19 protein-coding genes are annotated in these 23,101 nt (G+C 70.1%); 14 read left to right on the plus strand and 5 right to left on the minus strand.

The window, feature by feature from the left end; all coding sequences use genetic code 11:
- Nucleotides 1-152: 152 nt before the first annotated feature.
- From GR130_RS09255 to GR130_RS09270, 4 genes are all read left to right on the plus strand, one after another.
- Nucleotides 153-1,496: a sensor histidine kinase gene (locus tag GR130_RS09255; RefSeq protein WP_236573935.1), complete on the plus strand. Its 1,344-nt coding sequence runs from the start codon at nt 153-155 to the stop codon at nt 1,494-1,496.
- A gap of 16 nt (nt 1,497-1,512) precedes the next feature.
- Entirely contained in the window at nt 1,513-2,199 is a 687-nt protein-coding gene (locus GR130_RS09260; protein WP_159504247.1) for a response regulator, read from the plus strand.
- 192 nt (nt 2,200-2,391) lie between these two features.
- Nucleotides 2,392-5,580, plus strand: coding sequence for an efflux RND transporter permease subunit (locus GR130_RS09265; protein ID WP_159504248.1), 3,189 nt, complete (start codon nt 2,392-2,394; stop codon nt 5,578-5,580).
- A 362-nt stretch (nt 5,581-5,942) separates the two neighbouring features.
- On the plus strand, nt 5,943-7,034 hold the full coding sequence (locus GR130_RS09270) for a methyltransferase domain-containing protein (protein ID WP_159504249.1): 1,092 nt from the start codon (nt 5,943-5,945) through the stop codon (nt 7,032-7,034).
- A gap of 35 nt (nt 7,035-7,069) precedes the next feature.
- Here the strand turns inward: GR130_RS09270 and nadA are convergent, their stop codons facing one another.
- Nucleotides 7,070-8,248, minus strand: a complete 1,179-nt coding sequence (gene nadA, locus GR130_RS09275) for a quinolinate synthase NadA (RefSeq protein WP_201304848.1) — start codon at nt 8,246-8,248, stop codon at nt 7,070-7,072.
- A gap of 293 nt (nt 8,249-8,541) precedes the next feature.
- Here nadA and GR130_RS09280 point away from each other — a divergent pair, with 293 nt between their 5' ends.
- Nucleotides 8,542-8,895: a HesB/IscA family protein gene (locus GR130_RS09280; RefSeq protein ID WP_159504251.1), complete on the plus strand. Its 354-nt coding sequence runs from the start codon at nt 8,542-8,544 to the stop codon at nt 8,893-8,895.
- A gap of 84 nt (nt 8,896-8,979) precedes the next feature.
- Here GR130_RS09280 and GR130_RS09285 read toward each other — a convergent pair whose 3' ends face one another.
- Together GR130_RS09285 and GR130_RS09290 are read right to left on the minus strand one after the other, a co-directional pair.
- A complete protein-coding gene (locus tag GR130_RS09285; RefSeq protein WP_159504252.1) occupies nt 8,980-10,419 on the minus strand; it encodes a hypothetical protein in 1,440 nt (479 codons plus the stop codon).
- Between the two features lie 99 nt (nt 10,420-10,518).
- Complete coding sequence (locus tag GR130_RS09290; RefSeq protein WP_159504253.1) at nt 10,519-10,746, minus strand: hypothetical protein; 228 nt, start codon at nt 10,744-10,746, stop codon at nt 10,519-10,521.
- A gap of 159 nt (nt 10,747-10,905) precedes the next feature.
- Between GR130_RS09290 and GR130_RS09295 the strand changes: the two genes are divergently transcribed.
- Nucleotides 10,906-11,880: a carbohydrate kinase family protein gene (locus GR130_RS09295; protein WP_159504254.1), complete on the plus strand. Its 975-nt coding sequence runs from the start codon at nt 10,906-10,908 to the stop codon at nt 11,878-11,880.
- Between the two features lie 9 nt (nt 11,881-11,889).
- On the opposite strand, the gene GR130_RS09300 is transcribed toward GR130_RS09295, so the two are convergent.
- Nucleotides 11,890-13,323, minus strand: coding sequence for a cysteine desulfurase/sulfurtransferase TusA family protein (locus tag GR130_RS09300; RefSeq protein ID WP_159504255.1), 1,434 nt, complete (start codon nt 13,321-13,323; stop codon nt 11,890-11,892).
- 282 nt (nt 13,324-13,605) lie between these two features.
- Here GR130_RS09300 and ctaC point away from each other — a divergent pair, with 282 nt between their 5' ends.
- The 4 genes from ctaC (at nt 13,606) to GR130_RS09320 (ending at nt 18,121) form a co-directional block, all read left to right on the plus strand.
- Nucleotides 13,606-14,568 carry an aa3-type cytochrome oxidase subunit II gene (ctaC, locus tag GR130_RS09305; RefSeq protein ID WP_159504256.1) on the plus strand — a complete coding sequence of 321 codons (963 nt, stop codon included), beginning with the start codon at nt 13,606-13,608 and terminating at the stop codon, nt 14,566-14,568.
- On the plus strand, nt 14,565-16,295 hold the full coding sequence (gene ctaD / locus GR130_RS09310; protein ID WP_159504257.1) for an aa3-type cytochrome oxidase subunit I: 1,731 nt from the start codon (nt 14,565-14,567) through the stop codon (nt 16,293-16,295). Before ctaC ends, ctaD begins: the two co-directional genes overlap by 4 nt.
- On the plus strand, nt 16,292-16,690 hold the full coding sequence (locus tag GR130_RS09315; RefSeq protein WP_159504258.1) for a cytochrome c oxidase subunit 4: 399 nt from the start codon (nt 16,292-16,294) through the stop codon (nt 16,688-16,690). The genes ctaD and GR130_RS09315 overlap by 4 nt, the downstream gene beginning before the upstream one ends.
- 153 nt (nt 16,691-16,843) lie before the next feature.
- On the plus strand, nt 16,844-18,121 hold the full coding sequence (locus tag GR130_RS09320) for a L,D-transpeptidase (RefSeq protein ID WP_236572961.1): 1,278 nt from the start codon (nt 16,844-16,846) through the stop codon (nt 18,119-18,121).
- Between the two features lie 30 nt (nt 18,122-18,151).
- Here GR130_RS09320 and GR130_RS09325 read toward each other — a convergent pair whose 3' ends face one another.
- On the minus strand, nt 18,152-18,565 hold the full coding sequence (locus tag GR130_RS09325; RefSeq protein ID WP_159504259.1) for a hypothetical protein: 414 nt from the start codon (nt 18,563-18,565) through the stop codon (nt 18,152-18,154).
- Nucleotides 18,566-18,832: 267 nt separating this feature from the next.
- On the opposite strand from GR130_RS09325, the gene ctaE reads away from it, so the two are divergent.
- From ctaE to qcrB, 4 genes are all read left to right on the plus strand, one after another.
- Nucleotides 18,833-19,453: an aa3-type cytochrome oxidase subunit III gene (ctaE, locus tag GR130_RS09330; RefSeq protein ID WP_159504260.1), complete on the plus strand. Its 621-nt coding sequence runs from the start codon at nt 18,833-18,835 to the stop codon at nt 19,451-19,453.
- 86 nt (nt 19,454-19,539) lie between these two features.
- Nucleotides 19,540-20,349, plus strand: a complete 810-nt coding sequence (gene qcrC, locus GR130_RS09335) for a cytochrome bc1 complex diheme cytochrome c subunit (RefSeq protein ID WP_159504261.1) — start codon at nt 19,540-19,542, stop codon at nt 20,347-20,349.
- Nucleotides 20,346-21,389, plus strand: a complete 1,044-nt coding sequence (gene qcrA, locus GR130_RS09340) for a cytochrome bc1 complex Rieske iron-sulfur subunit (RefSeq protein WP_159504262.1) — start codon at nt 20,346-20,348, stop codon at nt 21,387-21,389. The genes qcrC and qcrA overlap by 4 nt, the downstream gene beginning before the upstream one ends.
- The gene (gene qcrB / locus GR130_RS09345) at nt 21,386-23,023 is read left to right on the plus strand and encodes a cytochrome bc1 complex cytochrome b subunit (protein ID WP_159504263.1); all 1,638 of its coding nucleotides are present in this window, start codon (nt 21,386-21,388) and stop codon (nt 23,021-23,023) included. The genes qcrA and qcrB overlap by 4 nt, the downstream gene beginning before the upstream one ends.
- Nucleotides 23,024-23,101: the final 78 nt, after the last annotated feature.

A 23,101-nucleotide genomic window follows, 5' to 3' on the forward strand; every position in this document is an offset into this window, starting at 1 on the left:
AGCTCCACCCCAGCGCACTACGGACAGCGCCCCGGCCCCTCAGGGGGACCGGGGCGCTACCGTTTCCTCTTGTGACCGCCAGCCCGTCGCCCGCCCCCGCCCCCGCCCCCGCCGCGAGTGGCGGTCCGGCGCGCTGCGGTGCGGCGAGCGGCATCCCGGACGCCACCCGGGTCGCGCGGCTGCGCCAGTGGCACCGGACGCATGCGCTCGCGGTCGACGTCGCCGTGGCGGTGGTGGCGTTCGCGGCGATCCTGTGCGGGGCGGTGGCCGCGCCGCACGGTGCGCACGGCCCGCACTTCCCCGGCTTCGGCCTGCGCCACCTGACGGCCACGACCGTGGTGCTGGCCGCCCTCGCCTCCGGCGCGCTGGTGCTGCGCCGCCGGATGCCCCGTACGGTCCTGGCCGCGACCTGCGGGCTGACCGTCGTCGAGATCCTCGCGCAGTCCAGCGAGCCGCGCGTCCCGGTGGCCGGTTCCGCGGTGATCGCGCTGTTCACCCTGGCGTCCCGGACCGACCGGCCCACCACCTGGCGGGTCGGCGCGCTGACCGTCGTCGTGCTGACCGCCGCCGCGATGTTCTTCGGGCACCGGCCCTGGTACGCCCAGGAGAACCTCGCGATCTTCGCCTGGACGGGCATGGCGGCGGCGGCCGGTGACGCGGTCCGCAGCCGGCGGGCGTACGTGGACGCCATCCGCGAGCGCGCCGAACGCGCCGAGCGCACCCGCGAGGAGGAGGCCCGCCGCCGGGTCGCCGAGGAGCGGCTGCGCATCGCCCGCGAGCTGCACGACGTCGTCGCCCACCACATCGCCCTGGTCAACGTCCAGGCCGGGGTCGCCTCGCACGTCATGGACAACCGCCCCGACCAGGCCAAGCAGGCCCTCGCCCACGTCCGCGAGGCGTCCCGCTCGGCGCTGGAGGAACTCCGTGCCACGGTCGGCCTGTTGCGCCAGTCCGACGACCCGAAGGCGCCGACCGAGCCCGCGCCGGGCCTCGGCGTCCTGGACCAGCTGATCGACGGCTTCGTCCGCGCCGGCCTTCCCGTGGACCTGGAGCTGCCGCCCGCCCTCCCCCAGCTACCGCTTGGTGGGGGTGCCCCCGGCCCGCCGCCGCCCCGAGCGGAAGCGCTTCGCGCTGTAGCGACATCGCCGCACCCCCTGCCCGCCTCCGTGGACCTCACCGCCTACCGGGTCGTGCAGGAGGCGCTGACCAACGTCCGCAAGCACGCCGGCGAGGGCGCCCGCGCCGCGGTGCGGATCGTCCGCTCGCAGAGCGCGCTGACCGTGACCGTCCACGACGACGGCACCGGCGGCGTGGCGGGTGCGGCGGGCGACGAGGGGGAGCCGCACGGCAGCGGCGGCGGCCATGGTCTGATCGGGATGCGCGAGCGGGTCTTCGCGCTGCGCGGCACGGTCGTCACCGGACCGCGCCCGACCGGCGGCTTCCAGGTGCGGGTCACCCTGCCACTGAACGGCGCCCGCGCGGGCGAGACGACATGACCACGAGGGCGACGCCATGACGATCAAGGTGCTGCTGGCCGACGACCAGACGCTGCTGCGCAGCGCGTTCCGCATCCTGGTCGACTCCGAACCCGACATGACGGTGGTGGGGGAGGCGTCCGACGGCGCGCAGGCGTACGAGCTGACGCGCGCGGCGCGCCCCGACGTCGTCCTGATGGACATCCGGATGCCCGGTACCGACGGCCTGGCCGCCACCCGCATGATCAGCCAGGACCCGGAGCTGACCGGTGTCCGGGTGGTCATCCTGACCACCTTCGAGGTCGACGACTACGTCATCCAGTCGCTGCGGGCCGGGGCCAGCGGCTTCCTCGGCAAGGGCGCCGAACCGGACGAGATGCTGGGCGCGATCCGGGTCGCGGCGGCCGGGGAGGCGCTGCTGTCCCCCGCGGCGACCAAGGGACTGATCGCCAAGTTCCTTGCGCAGGGCGACGGTTCGGGCGAGGAGGGCCCCGCGGGACCGGGCTTCGAGCGGCTGGCCACGCTCACCGGACGGGAGCGCGAGGTGCTGGTCCTGGTGGCCGGCGGGCTGTCCAACGACGAGATCGCCGAGCAGCTGGAGGTCAGCCCGCTCACCGTCAAGACGCACGTCAACCGCGCGATGGCCAAGCTCGGCGCCCGCGACCGCGCCCAGCTGGTGGTCATCGCCTACGAGTCGGGACTCGTACGCCCACGGGTGCAGTGAGGGTGGAGCGGTCCGTACTCCGAACGCGGTACGGCCGCTGACCGGAAACCGACCTGCGAGCGAGGAAAACCGGCCTGGTCGTGGCGGAGGGTGTAGGTGGGCCGGTGCCGGCCCTTCCCCCGGGTCCGCGAGGGCCCCGCCGACGTCGTCCGACCTCCCCGGACTTTTCTGAACAGAAGAGAGACCCCACCCATGTCCTGGCTGTCCCGAATCAGCCTCGTACAACGGGGCCTGATAGCGCTGATGTCGATCGTCGCGATCGCCTTCGGCGCCATCGCGATCCCGCAGCTCAAACAGCAGCTCCTGCCGTCCATCGACCTGCCGATGGTGTCCGTGATCGCGCCCTACCAGGGTGCGTCGCCCGATGTCGTCGAGAAGCAGGTGATCGAGCCGCTGGAGAACGGCATCCAGGCGGTCAACGGCATCAAGAGCGTCACCTCGACGTCGAGCGAGGGCTCCGGCGTCATCATGGCGCAGTTCGACTACGGCAACGACTCCAAGACTCTCGTCGCCGACGTCCAGCAGGCCGTCAACCGGGCCCGTGCGAAACTGCCCAAGGACGTCGACCCGCAGGTGGTGTCGGGCGGTACGGACGACCTGCCCACCGTCGTCCTCGCCGTCTCGTCCTCGTCGAAGGACCAGCAGACGCTCGCCGACCAGCTCAACCGCAGCGTCGTCCCGGACCTGAAGAACATCGACGGGGTCGGCCAGGTCAACGTCAGCGGGGTCCAGAACCGGATCGTCGCGGTCACCCCCGACAACGAGAAGCTCGCCGCCGCCGGGCTGAACCCCGCGGCGCTCGGCCAGGCCCTCCAGGCCGGCGGTACGTCGGTGCCGGCCGGCGCCTTCGCCGAGAACGGGCAGAGCAGGACGGTCCAGGTCGGTGCCGGGTTCACCTCCGTCCAGCAGATCAGGGACCTGATGGTCGCCCCGTCCGCGGGCGCCGGCGGCATGGCCGGCGGCCAGGGCGGCCAGGGCGGCAAGGCGGTCCGGCTCGGTGACGTCGCCACCGTCCAGGAGACGTCGGCCACCCCGACCTCCATCACCCGCACCGACGGCAGGCCCAGCCTCTCCGTCACCGTGACGATGAACCAGGACGGCAGCGCCGTCGCCATCTCCGACGCGGTCAAGGGCAAGCTGGGCAAGATCCGCCAGGACCTCGGCACCGGCACCACCGTCACCATCGCCTCCGACCAGGGCCCGCAGGTCTCCAAGTCCATCGAGTCGCTGACCACCGAGGGCCTGCTCGGCCTGGCCATGGCCGTGGTCGTGATCCTGGTCTTCCTGCTCAGCCTGCGCTCGACCCTGGTCACCGCGGTCTCCATCCCGCTGTCCGTGGTCATCACGCTGATCGTGCTGTGGACCGGGAACCTCTCCCTCAACATGCTCACCCTCGGCGCGCTGACCATCGCGATCGGCCGCGTCGTCGACGACTCGATCGTCGTCCTGGAGAACATCAAGCGGCACCTGGGCTACGGCGAGGAGCGCCGCGAGGCCATCCTCACCGCCGTCAGGGAGGTCTCCGGCGCGATCACCTCCTCCACCCTCACCACCGTCGCGGTCTTCCTCCCGATCGGTGTGGTCGGCGGAATGGTCGGCGCCCTCTTCGGCTCCTTCTCCATCACCGTCACCGTCGCGCTGCTGTCCTCGCTGCTGGTCTCCCTGACGGTGGTGCCGGTCCTCTCGTACTGGTTCCTGCGCGCCCCTGAAATACCCGAAGGCACCGACCCCGAGGAGCTGCGCCGCGCGGCCGAGGAGAAGGAGACCCGCAGCCCGCTCCAGCGCCTGTACGTCCCGGTCCTGCGCTTCGCCACCCGCCGCCGCTTCACCAGCCTGCTGATCGCCGTGGTGATCCTCGTCGGCACCTTCGGCATGGGCCCGCTGCTGAAGACCAACTTCTTCGACCAGGGCAAGCAGGACACCCTCAGCATCAAGCAGGAGCTGAAGCCCGGTACCAGCCTGGGCGCGGCCGACACCCAGGCCAGGAAGGTCGAGCGACTGCTCGCCGGCACCAAGGGCGTCAAGGACTACCAGGTCACCGTCGGCTCCTCCGGCATGATGGCGGCCTTCGGCGGCGGCACCGGCGCCAACCAGGCCAGCTACCAGGTCAAGCTGAAGGACGCCTCGGACTCCGCCAAGGTCACCGACGACCTGCGGGCCGGCCTGGCCCGGCTCGGCCCGTCCATCGGCGACACCACCGTCACCGCGGGCGGCGCCGGCTTCGGCAACCAGAACCTGAGCGTGGTCGTCAAGGCCGGCGACCCCGCCGTCCTCAAGCAGGCCGGAGAGCAGGTCCGCAAGGCCGTCGCGGGCCTCGACCACGTCACCGACGTCCAGAGCGACCTCTCGCAGAGCGTGCCGCGGATCTCCGTCACGCCCAACGACAGGGCCGCCGCGGCCGGTTACAACCAGACCACCCTCGGCGCGGCCGTCGCCCAGGCGGTCGGCGGCACGCCCAGCGGCAAGGCCGTCCTGGACGACACCGAGCGCGACGTGGTGATCAAGTCGGCCCACCCGGCCACCACCGAGGCCCAGTTGAGGGACCTGCCGATCCCGACCCCGGCCGGGACGGCGAAGCTGGGCGACCTCGCCACCGTCAAGACCGTCCCCGGTCCCGTCCAGATGACCCGTATCGACGGTGCCCGCTCGGCGACCATCACCGCCAAGCCCACCGGCGACAACACCGGCGCGGTCTCCACCCAGCTCCAGAGCAGGATCAAGAGCCTGAAGCTGCCGTCCGGCGCCACCGCGACCATCGGCGGCGTCTCGCAGGACCAGTCCGACGCCTTCTCCTCGCTCGGCCTGGCCATGCTCGCGGCCATCGCGATCGTCTTCATGCTGCTGGTGGGCACCTTCAAGTCCATCATCCAGCCGCTGATCCTGCTGATCTCGATCCCGTTCGCGGCCACCGGCGCGATCGGCCTGCTGGTCGCCACCGGCACCCCGCTCGGCGTCCCGGCGATGATCGGCATGCTGATGCTCATCGGCATCGTGGTCACCAACGCCATCGTGCTGATCGACCTGATCAACCAGTACCGCGCGCAGGGCTACGGCGTCGTCGAGGCCGTCATCGAGGGCGGCCGGCACCGCCTCCGCCCCATCCTGATGACGGCGCTGGCGACGATCATGGCGCTGCTCCCGATGGCGATGTCCATCACCGGCGACGGCGGCTTCATCTCCCAGCCGCTGGCTGTCGTGGTCATCGGCGGCCTGATCACCTCCACCCTCCTCACCCTCCTCCTCGTCCCGACGCTCTACGCGATGATCGAACTCCGCAAGGAGCGCCGGGCGAAGAAGAAGGCGGCGAAGCGGGCGGAGAAGGACGGCACCTCGCCGGTGCCCGCCGACACCGACCGGCAGCCGGAGCCGGCCGGGGTGTGACGCCCCCGGCCCGCTGACGACCGGCGCGCACCGAGCCCCCGCCGCCTCCCCGCGAGGCGCGGGGGCTCGTCGTTTCCGGATGCGGCTGCCGGGTAACCGTTGAACGTCCGGGGCAGTTGACACCGCATGACCTCTGGCCAGGAATCTCCGCCGCCCCGCGGCCCCGTGGTTAGCGATCCCGGCCCCCGGGTACCGCCGTCGCGGGAGGCATCCGCATCCCGGAAGGGGGACTTCATGGGTAAGCACGGAGACGGCAGGGACGGCCGGGACGGCGACAAGCGGCAGAGCCCGAAAGAGTCCGACGGCCAGTGGAACAAGCCGGTGAGCGACCCGCCCAAGAAGAAGTAGCCGGGCGGCCCGCCATGTCCTCGCCGAGCCGGCTCCTGGAGATCCTGCGCAACAAGGGTGCCCTGACGCCGGATTGGGCGCCGACCGTCGCCGCCGTCGACCGCGCCCACTTCGTCCCCGATACGTTCGAAGTGGAGGGCCGCACCGTCTCCCGTTCCCGCGACGAGAGCGAGTGGCGGCGCATGGTCTACGCGGACCTGCCGCTGATCACCCAGCACAACGACGGTGAGCGGCGGGACGACGGGCAGGTCGGCTTCCCCACCTGCTCGACCTCCATGCCCTCCCTGATGCTGACCATGGACGACATCGTCCAGGACGGGGACGCGGTTCTGGAGATCGGGACCGGTACCGGCTACCACGCCGCCTGGCTCGCGCACCGCCTCGGCGAGGACCGCACGACGACCGTCGAGACCGACCGGGCCCTGTACGGCATCGCCCGCCGCAACCTCCAACGGGCCGGTCTGCGCCCGCACATGGTCTGCGGCGACGGCCTCGCCGGCGTCCCGGAACGGGCCCGCTACGACCGGGTCATCGCCACCTGCACGGTCCGCGACATCCCCTACGCCTGGGTGGCCCAGACCGCCGACGAGGGAACGATCCTCACCCCGTGGGGCTCCTCGTTCCACTCCTTCTCCTTCGCCACCCTCACCGTCCACGACGGCGAGGCGACCGGCGGCTTCTCGGGTCGCCCGGCCTTCATGTGGGCCCGGCAGCAGCGCCGTTCGTACGGCCGCGTCGAGGACTGGTACCACGGCGAACGGGGCGACACCGGGCGCACCGCCATCGACCCCCGCGTCCTGGAGAACGACCTCGACGCCCGCTTCGCCGTCGGCCTGCGCGTACGGGACGCCTGGCCGCTCCTGTACCCCGCCGACGACGGCAGCGACGAGGCCACCTACTGGCTCTTCGACGACGCCCGCACGTCCTGGGCCACCGTCGAGTACGTCCCCGGCCACGAGACGTACGAGACCGAGCAGTTCGGCCCGCGCCGCCTGTGGGACGAGGTCTCGGCGGCCTTCCGCGACTGGCTCGCGGACGGCAGCCCGCCGCGGGACGCGCACCGCATCACGGTCGGCCCGACCCGGCAGCGGGTCGGGACGGACTGACCGGAACGTGCCTCGGGGGGCGGCCGCCCGGCCGGCTACGGCAGCGCCAGCATCCGCTCCAGCGCCAGCTTGGCGAAGCTCTCGGTCTCCCTGTCGACCTGGATGCGGTTGACGACCTTGCCGTCCGCCAGGGACTCCAGCGCCCAGACCAGGTGCGGCAGGTCGATGCGGTTCATGGTCGAGCAGAAGCAGACCGTCTTGTCGAGGAAGACGATTTCCTTGTCCTCGGCGGCGAAACGGTTGGCCAGCCGGCGGACGAGGTTCAGCTCGGTGCCGATCGCCCACTTCGAACCGGCGGGCGCGGCCTCCAGGGCCTTGATGATGTACTCCGTCGAGCCGACCTGGTCCGCCGCCGCGACGACCTCGTGCTTGCACTCGGGGTGGACCAGGACGTTCACGCCCGGTATCCGCTCGCGGACGTCGTTCACCGAATCCAGCGAGAAGCGGCCGTGCACCGAGCAGTGGCCGCGCCACAGGATCATCTTCGCGGCCCGCAGCTCGTCGGCGGTCAGCCCGCCGTTCGGCTTGTGCGGGTTGTAGACCACGCAGTCGTCCAGGGACATGCCCATGTCCCGTACGGCGGTGTTGCGGCCCAGGTGCTGGTCCGGCAGGAAGAGGACCTTCGAGCCCTGCGCGAAGGCCCAGTCCAGCGCCCGCTTCGCGTTCGAGGAGGTGCAGATCGTGCCGCCGTGCTTGCCGGTGAACGCCTTGATGTCCGCGGAGGAGTTCATGTAGGAGACGGGCACGACCTGCTCGGCGACGCCCGCCTCGGTCAGCACGTCCCAGCACTCGGCGACCTGCTCGGCGGTGGCCATGTCGGCCATCGAGCAGCCCGCGGCCAGGTCGGGGAGGATCACCTGCTGGCCGTCGCCGGTGAGGATGTCCGCGGACTCGGCCATGAAGTGCACACCGCAGAAGACGATGTACTCGGCGTCCGGCCGGGCCGCGGCGTCCCGCGCGAGCTTGAAGGAGTCGCCGGTCACGTCCGCGAACTCGATGACCTCGTCGCGCTGGTAGTGGTGCCCGAGGACGAAGACCCGGTCCCCGAGCTTCGCCTTGGCCGCGCGGGCGCGCTCGACGAGGTCGGGGTCGGAGGGGGCCGGCAGATCGCCGGGACACTCCACGCCGCGCTCGCTCTTCGGGTCGGCCTCCCGGCCGAGGAGGAGCAGCGCCAGCGGGGTCGGCTGGACGTCCAGGGGCTGGGCGGTGGTCACGACACGCACCCTCTCTTCTCTGCAGACAGCTCTTTGGCACATGCCTTTTCGTCTATTTGACGCTATCTATCATAGCCGCTTCACGTCACTTTGACGATGGCCATCGTGTCGATGTGACGCATCAGCCCTCCGGCCCAGGAGCCGCGGGCGGCAGGCCGCGTCCGCGCGCCGGTGTGCGAGCATGAAGAAAGAGCAGAACACGTCACGCGCAGCCGGAATTAATCCGGGAAGCCACCGGTTGGACCTGTAGGCAACCGCTGGCAAGCCGTCCGTACAACCCGGGAGAGATGTAGATGAGCGTTCAGGACGAGACCACCGTCACCGACGGCATCATCCTGTCCGACGCGGCGGCGTCGAAGGTCAGGAGCCTGCTGGAGCAGGAAGGTCGGGACGACCTCGCGCTGCGGGTGGCGGTCCAGCCCGGCGGCTGCTCCGGCCTGCGTTACCAGCTCTTCTTCGACGAGCGCTCGCTCGACGGCGACGTCGTCAAGGACTTCGACGGCGTCAAGGTCGTCACCGACCGGATGAGCGCTCCCTACCTGGGCGGCGCCTCCATCGACTTCGTCGACACCATCGAGAAGCAGGGCTTCACGATCGACAACCCGAACGCCACCGGCTCCTGCGCCTGCGGCGACTCCTTCAGCTAAGGGGCCCGGGTCCACGACGCACACGGGCGGCGCTCGCCGAAGGAGCGCCGCCCGTGGCGTATCCGTATCCGCCGCCGGCCCGGCCTACTGCGCCGGGTTCCCCGTGTTCTCCGGGGTCTCCGGCTTCTCCGCCACCGCGCCGCCCGAGGCCGCGTCGACGACCTTCCGGCCGTCCAGCGGCTGCCGCAGCGTCACCGTCTTGGTGAAGTCCTTGGCGATCTTCACGCACATCTGGCCGGGGTGCGTGTCCTTCCCGGTGACCGTGATCCGCACCGCCGTGGCCGACTCCTGGGCGCTCGCCTCGTAGGTGCTGCACACCCCGCCCCAGAAGTGCACGGTCAGCGTCCTGCCGTCACCGCCGGCGGAGTAACGCTCCAGCCGCATCGCCGTCTGGCCGGGCTTCCCCGACGGCTGCGGGCCGCCGTCCGGCCGCCGCAGGTACTTCGGGTCCACCGCGACCCGGGCCAGGGTCGAGGTCGCGTCCTGCCCCTTCCCGGCGTCCGCCCGGCGCACCGTGTACAGCCACGACGGGACCAGTACCTGGCCGCCGTCCGCGTTCTGCGCCGAGAGCCCGAAGACCGCGCCGGTCACCTCGGCCGGCGTGCGGCCGCCCTGCGCGTTCATCCGGTCCAGCGTCTTCTGCGCGCTCAGCACGGGGTAGTCCGCGCCCTTGACGGGCTGCGCCAACTGCCCGCTGCCGCCCACGAGTCTGCCGTCCGCGCCCACCTGGAACGCGCTCTGCCAGCCGAGCGTCGGCAGCCCCCCGACCACCGGATCGGCCCGCACCGTCCGCACCGCGCCGACCAGCCCGCGCGCGTCCAGCCGGGCGTTCTGCTGGCCGAGCGCCGCCAGCACCGGCCGCGCCGCCGCCTCGGCCTTCGCCTCCGACACCGCGCCGCCGTCGCCCGCCGTCGCCCCGGTGTCCGCGCCGCCGCGGTACGAGGGGCAGCCAGGCGCCGTGGGGGCCGTGTCGTCCGCGCCACCCGAGATGTGCAGCGGGCACATCATCCGGCCCGGGGTGACCCGGTACGTCCAGGCGCCCGAGCCGGTCTTGTTCACTTCGAGGCTGGGACCGTGGGTGTCCTGGGGCAGCGCGCCGACCTTCCAGGTGGCACCCTCCGAGCGGACCTTTCCGGTCACATCCAGCGCCTTCGCCAGCCGTTCCACGGCCTGCCGGTCGACCTCGCCCTGCGGGCGGTACACGGGTGCGGACCCCGGCCCCCCGGGCAGTGTGCCCACCACCTTGTAGTGCGCCCCGCCCGGGGCGGGCTCCCCGACGGCTATCGAGCCCCCCGCGCCGCCCGTGCGGTCGTCCAGCGTGAGCGGCGGCGGACTGCCCTGCGCGCGGGCCCCCGCCGGGCCGGCCGCGCCGCCGGCCGCGGAGGCGGCCCAGTACGCCGCGCCGCCGCCGGCCAGCAGGACCGCGGCGGCCACCGAGGCGACCACCAGCGGGGTCCGCCGCCGACCGGTGGCTTCCGGGGTGTCCGGCGTGTCCGGGGTATCCGTACTGTCCTCGGTGTTCACCGCTTCGCTCCTTCGGCTCCGCAGAACATCTGACGTGCCACCCCGGGGCGGGGTGCACGCCGATGGGACGGAGCGGGGGCGCGGGCGGTTCCGTGCGCCTCAGTCGCCGTACTCGGACATCCCGTCCACGAGTGCGGCAGACTTCGCCGGGACCCGGATCCCGTGCAGGTCGGAGGGCCGGCCCGGCGCGGGCGCGGACCGCCGCCGGCCCGTCCAGTGCGCGGCCATCCGCGCGCAGTCCCCGCGGAGCTGGTCCAGCGACTCCGGCTCCTGCACCGAGGCGGCGGAGGGGCCGGGGTGTGTGACGGCTTTCACAGGCTTGGTCATACGAGGAACCGTACGCACCCCACGTCCGACGAGAAAGACCTACTATTGGGTAGTTTCGGCGGATCCGAGTGTCCTGGAATGGGCAGATGCAGGCCGACCCGCCGGGTAGCGTTGCCCTCCGTCCGCCAACCTCACGCCTTCCGCAGGAGCAGACCCGCCGTGCGTATCGCAGTCTCCGGCTCCATCGCCACCGATCACCTGATGACCTTCCCCGGCCGCTTCGCCGACCAGTTGGTCGCCGATCAGCTGCATACCGTCTCTCTCTCCTTCCTGGTCGACCAACTCGACGTCCGCCGCGGCGGGGTCGCCCCCAACATCTGCTTCGGCATGGGCCAGCTCGGCATCAGGCCGGTCCTGGTCGGCGCCGCCGGCACCGACTTCGAGGAGTACCGCGCCTGGCTCGACCGGCACGGCGTCGACACCCGCTCGGTGCGCATCTCCGAGGTCCTGCACACCGCCCGCTTCGTCTGCACGACCGACGCGGACCACAACCAGATCGGCTCCTTCTACACCGGCGCCATGAGCGAGGCCCGGCTGATCGAGCTCCAGGCGGTGGCCGACCGGGTCGGCGGACTGGACCTCGTGCTGATCGGCGCGGACGACCCGGAGGCGATGATCCGGCACACCGAGGAGTGCCGCACCCGCGGAATCCCGTTCGCCGCCGACTTCTCGCAGCAGATCGCCCGCATGGACGGCGAGAACATCCGCACCCTCATGGAGGGCGCCACCTACCTCTTCAACAACGAGTACGAGGCGGGGCTGATCGAGACCAAGACCGGCTGGACCGCCGAGGAGATCCTCGCCAAGGTCGGCACGCGCGTCACCACCCTCGGCTCCAACGGCGTCCGTATCGAGCGGGTCGGCGAGCCGGTCATCGAGGTCGGCGTCCCCGAGGAGAAGACCAAGGCCGACCCGACCGGCGTCGGCGACGCCTTCCGGGCCGGCTTCCTGGCCGGTCTGGCCTGGGGCGTCGACCTGGAGCGCGCCGCCCAGATCGGCTGCATGCTGGCGACGCTGGTCATCGAGACCGTCGGCACCCAGGAGTACGAGCTGCACCGCAGCCACTTCATGGACCGCTTCACCAAGGCGTACGGCCACGAGGCCGCCGCCGAGGTCCAGCAGTACCTGGTCTGAGCCGCCGGGTCAGCCGCGGCGCCGCACCACGTATGCGGCGCCGCGTTCCGCGGGCTCCTCGCCCACGTACTCCTGGCCGCGCATCGCGCACCAGGCCGGGATGTCCTGCCGCGCCGCCTCGTCGTCCGACAGCACCGTCACGGTCCCGCCGACCGGCACGCCGCCGATCGCCTTCGCCAGCTCGATGACCGGAATCGGGCAGCGCCTGCCGAGCGCGTCGACCACCACCCCGCCCGGCTCCTCTTCCGCCGCCGCCCCCGCCGTCTCCGCAGCTGTCGTTGCCGCCGCCGCGGGCTCCTCCCGCACCGGCACCCCGAACCGCTCCCGGACCGACCGCACCGCCTCCGGCAGCACCTCCAGGAACCGCTCCACATCCGCCTCGACGGTGCCGTACGGCAGCGAGACCCGGACGTTCCCCTCCGACAGCACGCCCATCGCGCGCAGCACATGGCTGGGCGTCAGCGTGCTGGACGTACACGACGAACCGGACGATACGGAGAATCCCGAGCGGTCCAGCTCGTGCAGCAGGGCCTCCCCGTCGACGTAGAGGCAGGAGAAGGTGACGAGATGGGGGAGCCGGTGCACCGGATCGCCGACCACCTCCACGTCCGGGACCAGTTCCGGCACCCGCGTCCGGATCCGCTCCACCAGCCCCCGCAGCCGGGCCGCTTCGTCCGGCCCGGACTCCGCCGCCGCCCGCAGCGCGCGCAGGGACGCCGCCGCGGCCACCACCGCCGGGAGGTTCCCGAACCCCGGGCTGCGGCCCGACTCCCGCTCGTCCAACGGCCCCTGGGGCGAGAACCGGGTTCCCTTACGGACCGCCAGCAGCCCCACCCCGGGCGGCCCGCCCCACTTGTGGGCGCTCGCCGCCAGCACGGACCAGGCGCCCGGCACCGTCCCCCAGGGCAGCGACTGCGCCGCGTCCACCAGCAGCGGCACCCCGGCCTCCCGGCACAGTGCCGCCACCTCCTCCACCGGCTGCTCGGTCCCCACCTCGTGGTTGGCGGACTGGAGGCAGACCAGCGCGGCGTCCGCACCCAGCGCCGCGGCGACCTCCCCGGGCGCCACCCGGCCCGTACGGTCCACCGCCACCTCGGTCAGCGTCCCGCCGGCCGCCTCGTGCACCTCGGCGGCGTGCAGGACGGAGGAGTGTTCGACGGCGGAGTGCACCAGCCGGCGGCCGGCACGCCGGCGGGCCGCCAGCGTGCCGAAGATGCCCGAATGCAGCGCGTGCGTCCCCGAAGGGGTGAACGTCAACTCGTCGGGCCGGCAGCCCACCGCCTCGGCGGCGGCCTCCCGCGCGGCGTCCAGCAGCATCCGGGCCCGCCGCCCCTCGCGGTAGAGGCGGACCGGGTCGGCCCACCCCTCGTCGAGCGAGGCGAGCAGAGCCTCCCGGGCGACGGGGTGCAGGGGGGCGGCCGAGGCGGCGTCGAAGTAGGGCACGTACGAGACGGTAGAACACCGGCCGCCGCGCTGCCGGGCAGGCCGTCAGATGCCTGGTGGGGGCGGCTGATCGGAGCCCCGGCGGACGGGCCGCGGAGCACGCGGCCACCCCTTAGGGGTGCCGCGCGGCGCGTTGGGCACCCTCCCCGCGCGACCCCAAATAGCGTCCAGTAGGGTTTGGTCCGCATAAACATCCAAACCCCTGCCCGACGCAGGGCGGCGACCGACCAGCGAGTAAGGCCGCAGCCGACCGCGCGGGCGAGACTCTCGGGAAGGCGCTACGTGAGTCCCAACGGCTCCGACCGCTCGTCGCGGCGCCCGATGCGGCGGAAGCTGCCGCAGGTGCTTGCTGCGGGCCTGGTCCTGGCGACCGCGACTGGTTGCACATACAAGGACTTCCCCCGCCTCGGCATGCCGACGCCCGTCACCGACGAGGCGCCGCGGATCCTCTCTCTTTGGCAGGGCTCCTGGGCCGCCGCCCTCGCAACGGGCGTGCTGGTGTGGGGCCTGATCATCTGGAGCGTGATCTTCCACCGCCGTAGCAGGACCAAGGTGGAGGTCCCTGCGCAGACGCGGTACAACATGCCGATCGAGGCGCTGTACACCATCGTCCCGTTCATCATCATCGCGGTGCTCTTCTACTTCACCGCGCGCGATGAGAGCGCACTCCTCAAGACCTCCAAGAAGCCGGACCACGTCATCAACGTCGTGGGCTTCCAGTGGAGCTGGGCGTTCAACTACCTGGAGAACGTGGGCGGCAAGAACGCGACCACGAACATCAACTCTCCGGAGCTGGCGGCCATTCCGGACAAGTGGAAGAAGGGTGCCCCGGCGAACGCCGACGGCGTCTACGACACGGGAACCCCGGCCACGCGCAACCCGCAGACCGGAAACCCGGGCCCCACGCTGTGGCTGCCGAAGGGCGAGACGGTCCAGTTCATCCTGACCTCCCGTGACGTCATCCACGACTTCTGGGTGGTGCCGTTCCTGATGAAGATGGACGTCGTCCCCGGGCACACCAACGTCTTCGAGGTGACCCCCAACAAGGAGGGCACGTTCAAGGGCAAGTGCGCCGAACTCTGTGGTGTCGACCACTCCCGGATGCTCTTCAACGTCAAGGTCGTTTCGCCTGCCCAGTACCGGCAGCACCTGAAGGACCTGGCGGCGAAGGGTCAGACCGGGTATCTGCCGGCGGGTATCAAGCAGACTGACCACGCCAGGAATGCGGAGACCAAGAACCAGTGAGCATCCTCAACGAACCTCAGGGTGCCGCCGCCGATACGGCTCCGGCAGCACCGCCCGTACGCAAGAAGCAACCCGGTATCGCTGCGGTCAAGTGGCTCACCACCACTGACCACAAGACCATCGGCACGATGTACCTGGCCACGTCGTTCGCCTTCTTCTGCATCGGCGGCGTCATGGCGCTCCTCATGCGCGCCGAACTGGCCCGTCCCGGCATGCAGATCATGTCGAACGAGCAGTTCAACCAGGCGTTCACGATGCACGGCACGATCATGCTGCTGATGTTCGCGACGCCGCTGTTCGCCGGGTTCGCGAACTGGATCATGCCGCTGCAGATCGGCGCGCCCGACGTGGCGTTCCCGCGGCTGAACATGTTCGCCTACTGGCTCTACCTCTTCGGCTCGCTCATCGCGGTCGCCGGCTTCCTCACCCCGCAGGGTGCGGCCGACTTCGGCTGGTTCGCGTACTCGCCGCTCTCGGACGCGGTGCGTTCGCCGGGCGTCGGCGCCGACATGTGGATCATGGGTCTGGCCTTCTCCGGCTTCGGCACGATCCTCGGTTCGGTCAACTTCATCACCACCATCATCTGCATGCGTGCTCCCGGCATGACGATGTTCCGGATGCCGATCTTCGTATGGAACGTGCTGCTGACCGGTGTGCTGGTCCTGCTCGCCTTCCCGGTGCTGGCCGCCGCGCTGTTCGCCCTGGAGGCGGACCGTAAATTCGGTGCCCATGTATTCGACGCGGCAAATGGTGGAGCACTGCTCTGGCAACACCTCTTCTGGTTCTTCGGCCATCCAGAGGTGTACATCATTGCCCTGCCGTTCTTCGGCATCATTTCCGAGGTCATTCCGGTCTTCTCCCGGAAGCCGATGTTCGGTTACATCGGCCTGATCGCCGCGACGATTTCCATCGCCGGTCTCTCGGTCACGGTGTGGGCGCACCACATGTATGTGACGGGCGGCGTACTGCTGCCGTTCTTCTCCTTCATGACGTTCCTCATCGCGGTTCCGACCGGTGTGAAGTTCTTCAACTGGATCGGCACGATGTGGAAGGGCTCGCTGTCCTTCGAGACGCCGATGCTCTGGGCGATCGGCTTCCTGATCACCTTCACCTTCGGTGGTCTGACCGGCGTCATCCTGGCCTCGCCGCCGATGGACTTCCACATCTCCGACTCGTACTTCGTCGTGGCGCACTTCCACTACGTCGTGTTCGGCACGGTCGTCTTCGCGATGTTCGCCGGATTCCACTTCTGGTGGCCGAAGTTCACCGGCAAGATGCTCGACGAGCGGCTCGGCAAGATCACGTTCTGGACGCTGTTCGTCGGCTTCCACGGCACGTTCCTCGTCCAGCACTGGCTGGGCGCGGAGGGCATGCCCCGGCGTTACGCGGACTACCTCGCGGCCGACGGCTTCACCACGCTGAACACCATCTCGTCGATCAGCTCGTTCCTGCTGGGCATGTCGATCCTGCCGTTCCTCTACAACGTCTGGAAGACCGCCAAGTACGGCGAGAAGATCGAGGTCGACGACCCCTGGGGCTACGGCCGCTCGCTGGAGTGGGCGACGTCCTGCCCGCCGCCGCGGCACAACTTCCTCACCCTGCCGCGTATTCGGTCCGAATCCCCGGCGTTCGACCTGCACCACCCGGAGATCGCGGCGCTGGACGCGCTGCACAACGGCCACGCGGGTGACAAGGCGCTGGCCGGCGGCAAGGAGGCGGGCAAGTGAAGATCCAGGGCAAGATGTTCATCTGGCTCTCCGTCTTCGTCCTGGCCATGGCGATCGTCTATGGCGTCTGGTCGAAGGAGCCGGCGGGCACCACCGCGCTGTTCCTCGCCTTCGGCCTGTGCATCATGGTCGGCTACTACCTGGCCTTCACGGCCCGGCGGGTCGACGCGGGCGCACAGGACAACGAGAACGCCGAGGTCGCGGACGACGCCGGTGAGCTGGGCTTCTTCAGCCCGCACAGCTGGCAGCCGCTCTTCCTGGGCATCGGCGGCGCGCTGGCCTTCATGGGAGTGGTCTTCGGCTTCTGGCTGCTGTACTTCTCCCTGCCGGTGATCCTCGTGGCCCTCTGGGGCTGGGTGTTCGAGTACTACCGCGGTGAGAACCGCACCCAGTAACGCACCTTCCGCGCTGCGCGCGGCGGACACGCCGAAAGGCCGGGCCCGGACACCCCATCAGGTGTCCGGGCCCACTCCGTTCGGCCCCACGGGACAGACCCGTTTGGAGTCTTCCAACGCGCCGGTACGGGCGGCTCTTCGTACGTTTGGGGCATGAACCACAGACCTCGAACCCGGACGGTGCTGAGCTGCGGCCTCCTGCTCGTACCCCTCGCGGTGAGCACTGCCGCGTGCGGGGGCTCGGCGTCGGAAACGCTCTCGACCGATCCCTACGACGCGAGTGACCAGATATCGGCCAACACCCCGGCCGACGGACGGAAGAAGGCGGACCCCGACAAGCCCCTCGAACTCGCGGTCAAAGGGGACGAGGCGCGTATCACGGACGTGACCGCCACCGACGCCACCGGCCGCTACGTCCGGGGGGAGCTGAGCGCCGACGGCAAGCACTGGCGCACCATCGCGCCGCTGGCCGCCGGCACGCGCTACTCGGTGCAGGTCAGTACCGAGGAGGAGGACGGCACCCCGGGCCGCAAGACCCTGGTGGTCAACACCAAGGACGCGGACGACCGGCTGACCGTCAAGTTCGGCCCGCAGAGCGGCCAGTACGGCGTCGGCCAGCCGGTCACCGCCGAACTCAGCAAGCCGGTCACCGACCCCAAGGCCCGGGCCGTCGTCGAGAGCGCCCTGAAGGTCGACTCCACACCGCGCGTCGAGGGCTCCTGGCACTGGGTGGACGGCAAGAAGCTGCACTTCCGCCCCAAGGAGTACTGGCCCGCCCACGCCACCATCGCCGTCCACAGCAACCTCGACGGCCTGAAGATCTCCGGCGGGCTCTACGGCGGCCCCGCCAAGCCCGTACGGCTCACCACCGGCGACCGGGTCGAGGCCGTCACCGACGCCGCCGCGCACCAGATGACCGTGCTGCGCAACGGCAAGTCGATCAACACCATCCCGGTCACCACCGGCAAGCCCGGCTTCTCCACCCGCAACGGCGTCAAGGTCGTGCTCGGCAAGGAGAGCTTCGTACGGATGCGCAGTGCCACCGTGGGCATCGCCGCCGGAAGTTCGGACTCCTACGACCTGCCGGTCTACTGGGCCACCCGGGTGACCTGGAGCGGGGAGTACGTGCACGCCGCCCCGTGGTCGGTCGGCTCCCAGGGCGCGGCCAACGTCAGCCACGGCTGTACCGGCATGTCCACCGGCAACGCCCAGTGGTTCTTCAACACCGTCCGGGTCGGCGACGTCGTCAAGGTCGTCAACAGCGGCGGCGCCACCATGACGCCGTTCGACAACGGCTTCGGCGACTGGAACATGCCCTGGAAGGAATGGCGGGACGGCAGCGCCCTCAAGAACAGGGCCTCCACCACCACAGGCGCGGCCGAGCGGGAGCAGAACCCCGCCGCTGACGCCCGGCTGCGCCCGCAGTTCTGAAGGCCGCTCAGCGGCCGCTCAGGGCCCCGCTCAGACCGGCGCCACGGCCTGCGCCAGACTGCGGCGGCGCAGCAGCCCGGCCAGCGCCTCGGCGAACGCCACCGGGTCGACGGGATGGGTCACCGCGGCGTCCGCGCGGCTCCAGGTGGCCAGCCAGGCGTCCTGCGGGCGGCCGATGAGCAGCAGCACCGGAGGGCACTGGAAGATCTCGTCCTTGATCTGCCGGCAGACGCCCATACCGCCCGCCGGCGCGGTCTCGCCGTCCAGCACGCAGACGTCGATGCCGCCCTGCTCCAGGGCCTCCAGGACGGCCGGTGCGGTGGCGCACTCCAGGATCTCGATCTCCGGGGCGTCGGGGGCCGGCCGCCGCCCGGCCGCCAGCCGGACCTGCTCGCGGGTGTTGGCGTTGTCGCTGTAGACCAGCACCGTGGCAGTCGCCTGCATCGTTCCTCCACTTTCGTAGCGGTACGGCTTGGTCAAACCGTTGCGCGATGCTACTCCCGGACGGGGCCCCGGCAGGAGATGCCGGACGCATCCGGGATGCGCCCGACGGCCTGTCAGGACCGGGGCTTCCAGGGCCGGCGAGCGGTGCCGCGGGGGACGCTTCCCCCCTTCGGGCGACCGCCGCGGAGGTCCGTACGAGCAGGGCATACGGCCTTGACACACCGAACGGCACCCCCCGGAGTGAGGGCGGGATAAGCGACCGACATAATGTCGGTCGTGGCGACAGCAACGACAGTAGAAACCGGGCACGCGCACCCGTCGGTCAATCGGCCGAACCTCACCAGCGTCGGAACCATCATCTGGCTGAGTTCCGAGCTGATGTTCTTCGCGGCCCTCTTCGCGATGTACTTCACCCTTCGATCGGTGACGGGCGAGGCGTATTGGAAGGAATCCGCCCATGCGCTGAATCTTCCGTTCTCCGCGACCAACACCACGATCCTGGTGCTCAGCTCGCTGACGTGTCAGCTCGGCGTTTTCGCCGCCGAGCGCGGTGACGTCAAGAAGCTGCGGACCTGGTTCGTGATCACCTTCATCATGGGTGCCATCTTCATCGGCGGTCAGGTCTTCGAGTACACCGAGCTGGTCAAGCACGAGGGCCTTTCGCTCTCGTCCGGCCCGTACGGCTCGGTGTTCTACCTGACCACCGGTTTCCACGGACTGCATGTGACGGGCGGTCTGATCGCCTTCCTGCTGGTCCTGGGCAGGACGTACGCGGCCAAGAGGTTCACCCACACGCAGGCCACCGCGGCCATCGTCGTGTCCTACTACTGGCACTTCGTCGATGTCGTCTGGATCGGCCTCTTCGCCACGATCTACCTGATCCGGTAACCGGTACCGGGCCTGTTGCCGGGCCCGCATTTCAGACAGACATAGCCAAAGCATCGACGCAGAAGATCCTGACACCGGGGTAATCCGTGAAAAAGCTCTCCGCACGACGGCGCCATCCGCTGGCGGCGCTCGTCGTCCTACTCTTCGCGCTGGCGGTCACTGGGGGGCTGTACGCCGCGTTCGCGCCGGCGGACAAGGCTCAGGCCGATGACACCGCCCAGTCTCTTGCCATCAAGGAGGGCAAGAAGCTCTTCGCCGTGGGCTGCGCAAGCTGCCACGGCACCGGCGGTCAGGGCAGCTCCAGCGGCCCGAGCCTGGTCGGCGTGGGCGCCGCCGCCGTCGACTTCCAGGTGGGCACCGGCCGTATGCCCGCCCAGCAGCCCGGCGCCCAGGTGCCGCGGAAGCGGAACATCTACAACAACGCCCAGATCGACCAGCTCGCGGCCTACGTCGCGTCGCTCGGTCCCGGCCCGTCCGTCCCCGACAAGTCGCAGTACAGCGCCGACGGGGCCGACATCGGCAAGGGCGGCGAACTGTTCCGCACCAACTGTGCGCAGTGCCACAACTTCACCGGCAAGGGCGGTGCCCTCACCAACGGCAAGTACGCACCGACGCTTGAGGGCGTGGACCCGAAGCACATCTACGAGGCCATGGAGACCGGCCCGCAGAACATGCCCTCCTTCGGTGACGGCACGCTGAGCAAGCAGAACAAGAAGGACATTGTCGCGTACCTCGGCGCCGTCGACAGCGATAAGTCCGCGAGCCCGGGCGGTATGGAACTCGGTGGTCTGGGCCCGGTGACCGAAGGACTCTTCGGCTACATCTTCGGCCTGGGTGCGTGTGTCGCGGTCGCCATCTGGGTCGCAGCCCGGACTACGAAGGCCAAGAAGTCATGAGTGAGACAGAAGAAAACCTTCCCAGTGAGCGGGAGACGGCTCACGAAGGTGCGCTGGCGAAGGCGGACAACCCCTTCGCCGACCCGGGGCTGCCGCCCCACGAGCACCGCGTCCAGGACATCGACGAGCGGGCCGCCAAGCGCTCCGAGCGCACCGTGGCGTTCCTCTTCGTGGTGTCCATGCTGGCCACCGTCGCCTTCATCGCGTCGTACGTGGCGATCCCGATCGACAAGATCGTCTACATCTTCCCGATCGGCCACGTCAGCGGGCTGAACTTCGCGCTCGGTCTGACCCTGGGTGTGGCGCTCTTCTGCATCGGCGCCGGCGCGGTCCACTGGGCCCGCACGCTGATGTCCGACGAGGAGGTCGCCGACGAGCGGCACCCGATCGCGGCCGCGCCCGAGGTCAAGGCCAAGGTCCTGGCGGACTTCGCGGACGGTGCCCGGGAGTCGCAGTTCGGCCGTCGCAAGCTGATCCGCAACACGATGTTCGGCGCGCTGGCCCTGGTGCCGCTCTCCGGCGTCGTCCTGCTGCGCGACCTGGGCCCGCTGCCCGAGAAGAAGCTGCGCACCACGGGCTGGAAGAAGGGCATCCGCCTGGTCAACCAGTCCACCAACCTCCCGCTGCGTCCCGAGGACATCGCGGTGGGCTCCCTCACCTTCGCCAAGCCCGAGGGCCTGGAGGAGAGCGACGAGGAGTTCAACGAGAAGATCGCCAAGGACGCCCTGATGCTCGTGCGGATCCAGCCGCAGAACATCAAGGACAAGCAGGAACTGGCCTGGTCGCACGAGGGCATCGTCGCGTACTCGAAGATCTGCACCCACGTCGGTTGCCCGATCAGCCTCTACGAGCAGCAGACGCACCACGTGCTCTGCCCCTGCCACCAGTCGACCTTCGACCTCTCCGACGGCGGTCGGGTGATCTTCGGTCCGGCCGGGCACGCCCTGCCGCAGCTGCACATCACGGAGAAGGACGGCTTCCTTGAGGCCGCGAGCGGCTTCGCGGAGCCCGTCGGCCCGAGCTTCTGGGAGCGCGGATGAGTAACGAGACAACCGCGACCACTGCGCGCCGTGGGCAGGCACCACGGGGCGAGCGGATCGCCGACTGGGCGGACGGCCGGCTGGGCATCTACAGCCTCGCCAAGGCCAACATGCGCAAGATCTTCCCGGACCACTGGTCCTTCATGCTGGGCGAGGTCGCGCTCTACAGCTTCGTCATCATCATCCTGACCGGTGTCTACCTGACGCTGTTCTTCCACCCGAGCATGGCCGAGGTCACCTACCACGGGTCCTACGTGCCGATGCACGGGATCAGGATGACCCAGGCGTTCGAGTCGACGCTGGACATCAGCTTCGACGTCCGCGGTGGTCTGCTGATCCGGCAGATCCACCACTGGGCCGCGCTGGTCTTCCTGGCCGCGATGATGGTCCACATGATGCGGGTGTTCTTCACCGGCGCGTTCCGCAAGCCGCGTGAGGTCAACTGGCTCTTCGGCTTCCTGCTGTTCGTGCTGGGCATGTTCACCGGCTTCACCGGTTACTCGCTCCCCGACGACCTGCTCTCCGGCACCGGTGTGCGGTTCATCGAGGGCGTCATCCTGGCGATGCCGCTGATCGGCTCGTACCTGCAGATGTTCATCTTCGGCGGCGAGTTCCCCGGGCACGACATCATCCCGAGGTTCTTCACGATCCACGTGCTGCTGCTGCCGGGCATCATGCTGGGCCTGCTGGTGGCCCACCTGATCCTCGTCATCTACCACAAGCACACGCAGTTCCCGGGCGCCGGCAAGACGAACAACAACGTCGTCGGCATGCCGCTGCTGCCGGTCTACATGGCCAAGGCCGGAGGCTTCTTCTTCCTGGTCTTCGGCGTCATCGCGGTGATCGCCGCGGTCGCCAGCATCAACCCCGTGTGGGCCATCGGTCCGTACCGGCCGGACCAGGTGTCCACCGGTGCGCAGCCGGACTGGTACATGGGCTTCGCCGAGGGCCTGGTGCGTGTCATGCCGGGCTGGGAGTGGAACTTCTGGGGCCACACCATCAACTTCGGTGTCCTCATCCCGATCCTGGTCTTCCCGCTGGTCCTGGTCGCCATCGCGGTCTACCCGTTCGTCGAGTCCTGGGTCCGCGGCGACAAGCGCGAGCACCACATCCTGGACCGCCCGCGCAACGTGCCCACCCGCACCGGGTTCGGCGTGGCCTGGCTGGTCGCGTACTTCGTGATGCTGATCGGTGGCGGCAACGACCTGTGGGCCACCCACTTCCACCTGTCGATCAACTCGATCACCTGGTTCGTCCGGATCGCGTTCTTCGTCGGGCCGGTGCTGGCCTTCATCGCCACCAAGCGGATCTGCCTGGGCCTCCAGCGCCGCGACAAGGACAAGGTGCTGCACGGACGCGAGTCCGGCATCATCAAGCGCCTGCCGCACGGTGAGTTCATCGAGGTGCACGAGCCCCTCGACCAGGAGCAGCTGCACTTCCTGACGCAGCACGAGCAGCCCGAGCCGATCGCCCTCGGCCCCGAGGTCGACGAGAACGGCGTCCGGCGCAAGCTCAAGCGCACGGAGAAGCTGCGCGCCAAGCTCTCCAAGGGCTACTACGGCGAGGACAACGTCATCCCGAAGCCCACCGTCGAGGAGTACAAGGAGATCACCAGCGGCCACGGCCACCACTGATCCCTGCGGGCGCCACCGCGCGCACCGCCGGTAGTACGCCACCCAGAGGGCCCCGTCCACGAAGAGGACGGGGCCCTT

The sequence above is a fragment of the Streptomyces sp. GS7 genome (assembly GCF_009834125.1).
Lineage (GTDB): Bacteria > Actinomycetota > Actinomycetes > Streptomycetales > Streptomycetaceae > Streptomyces.

Coding starts and splice junctions, on each gene's coding strand:
- GR130_RS09290 (WP_159504253.1), bottom strand. CDS start 10,746: ATGACCAAGCCTGTGAAAGCCGTCACACACCCCGGCCCCTCCGCCGCC.
- qcrB (WP_159504263.1), top strand. CDS start 21,386: ATGAGTAACGAGACAACCGCGACCACTGCGCGCCGTGGGCAGGCACCA.
- GR130_RS09325 (WP_159504259.1), bottom strand. CDS start 18,565: ATGCAGGCGACTGCCACGGTGCTGGTCTACAGCGACAACGCCAACACC.
- GR130_RS09270 (WP_159504249.1), top strand. CDS start 5,943: ATGTCCTCGCCGAGCCGGCTCCTGGAGATCCTGCGCAACAAGGGTGCC.
- GR130_RS09265 (WP_159504248.1), top strand. CDS start 2,392: ATGTCCTGGCTGTCCCGAATCAGCCTCGTACAACGGGGCCTGATAGCG.
- qcrA (WP_159504262.1), top strand. CDS start 20,346: ATGAGTGAGACAGAAGAAAACCTTCCCAGTGAGCGGGAGACGGCTCAC.
- ctaE (WP_159504260.1), top strand. CDS start 18,833: ATGTCGGTCGTGGCGACAGCAACGACAGTAGAAACCGGGCACGCGCAC.
- GR130_RS09280 (WP_159504251.1), top strand. CDS start 8,542: ATGAGCGTTCAGGACGAGACCACCGTCACCGACGGCATCATCCTGTCC.
- GR130_RS09260 (WP_159504247.1), top strand. CDS start 1,513: ATGACGATCAAGGTGCTGCTGGCCGACGACCAGACGCTGCTGCGCAGC.
- GR130_RS09320 (WP_236572961.1), top strand. CDS start 16,844: ATGAACCACAGACCTCGAACCCGGACGGTGCTGAGCTGCGGCCTCCTG.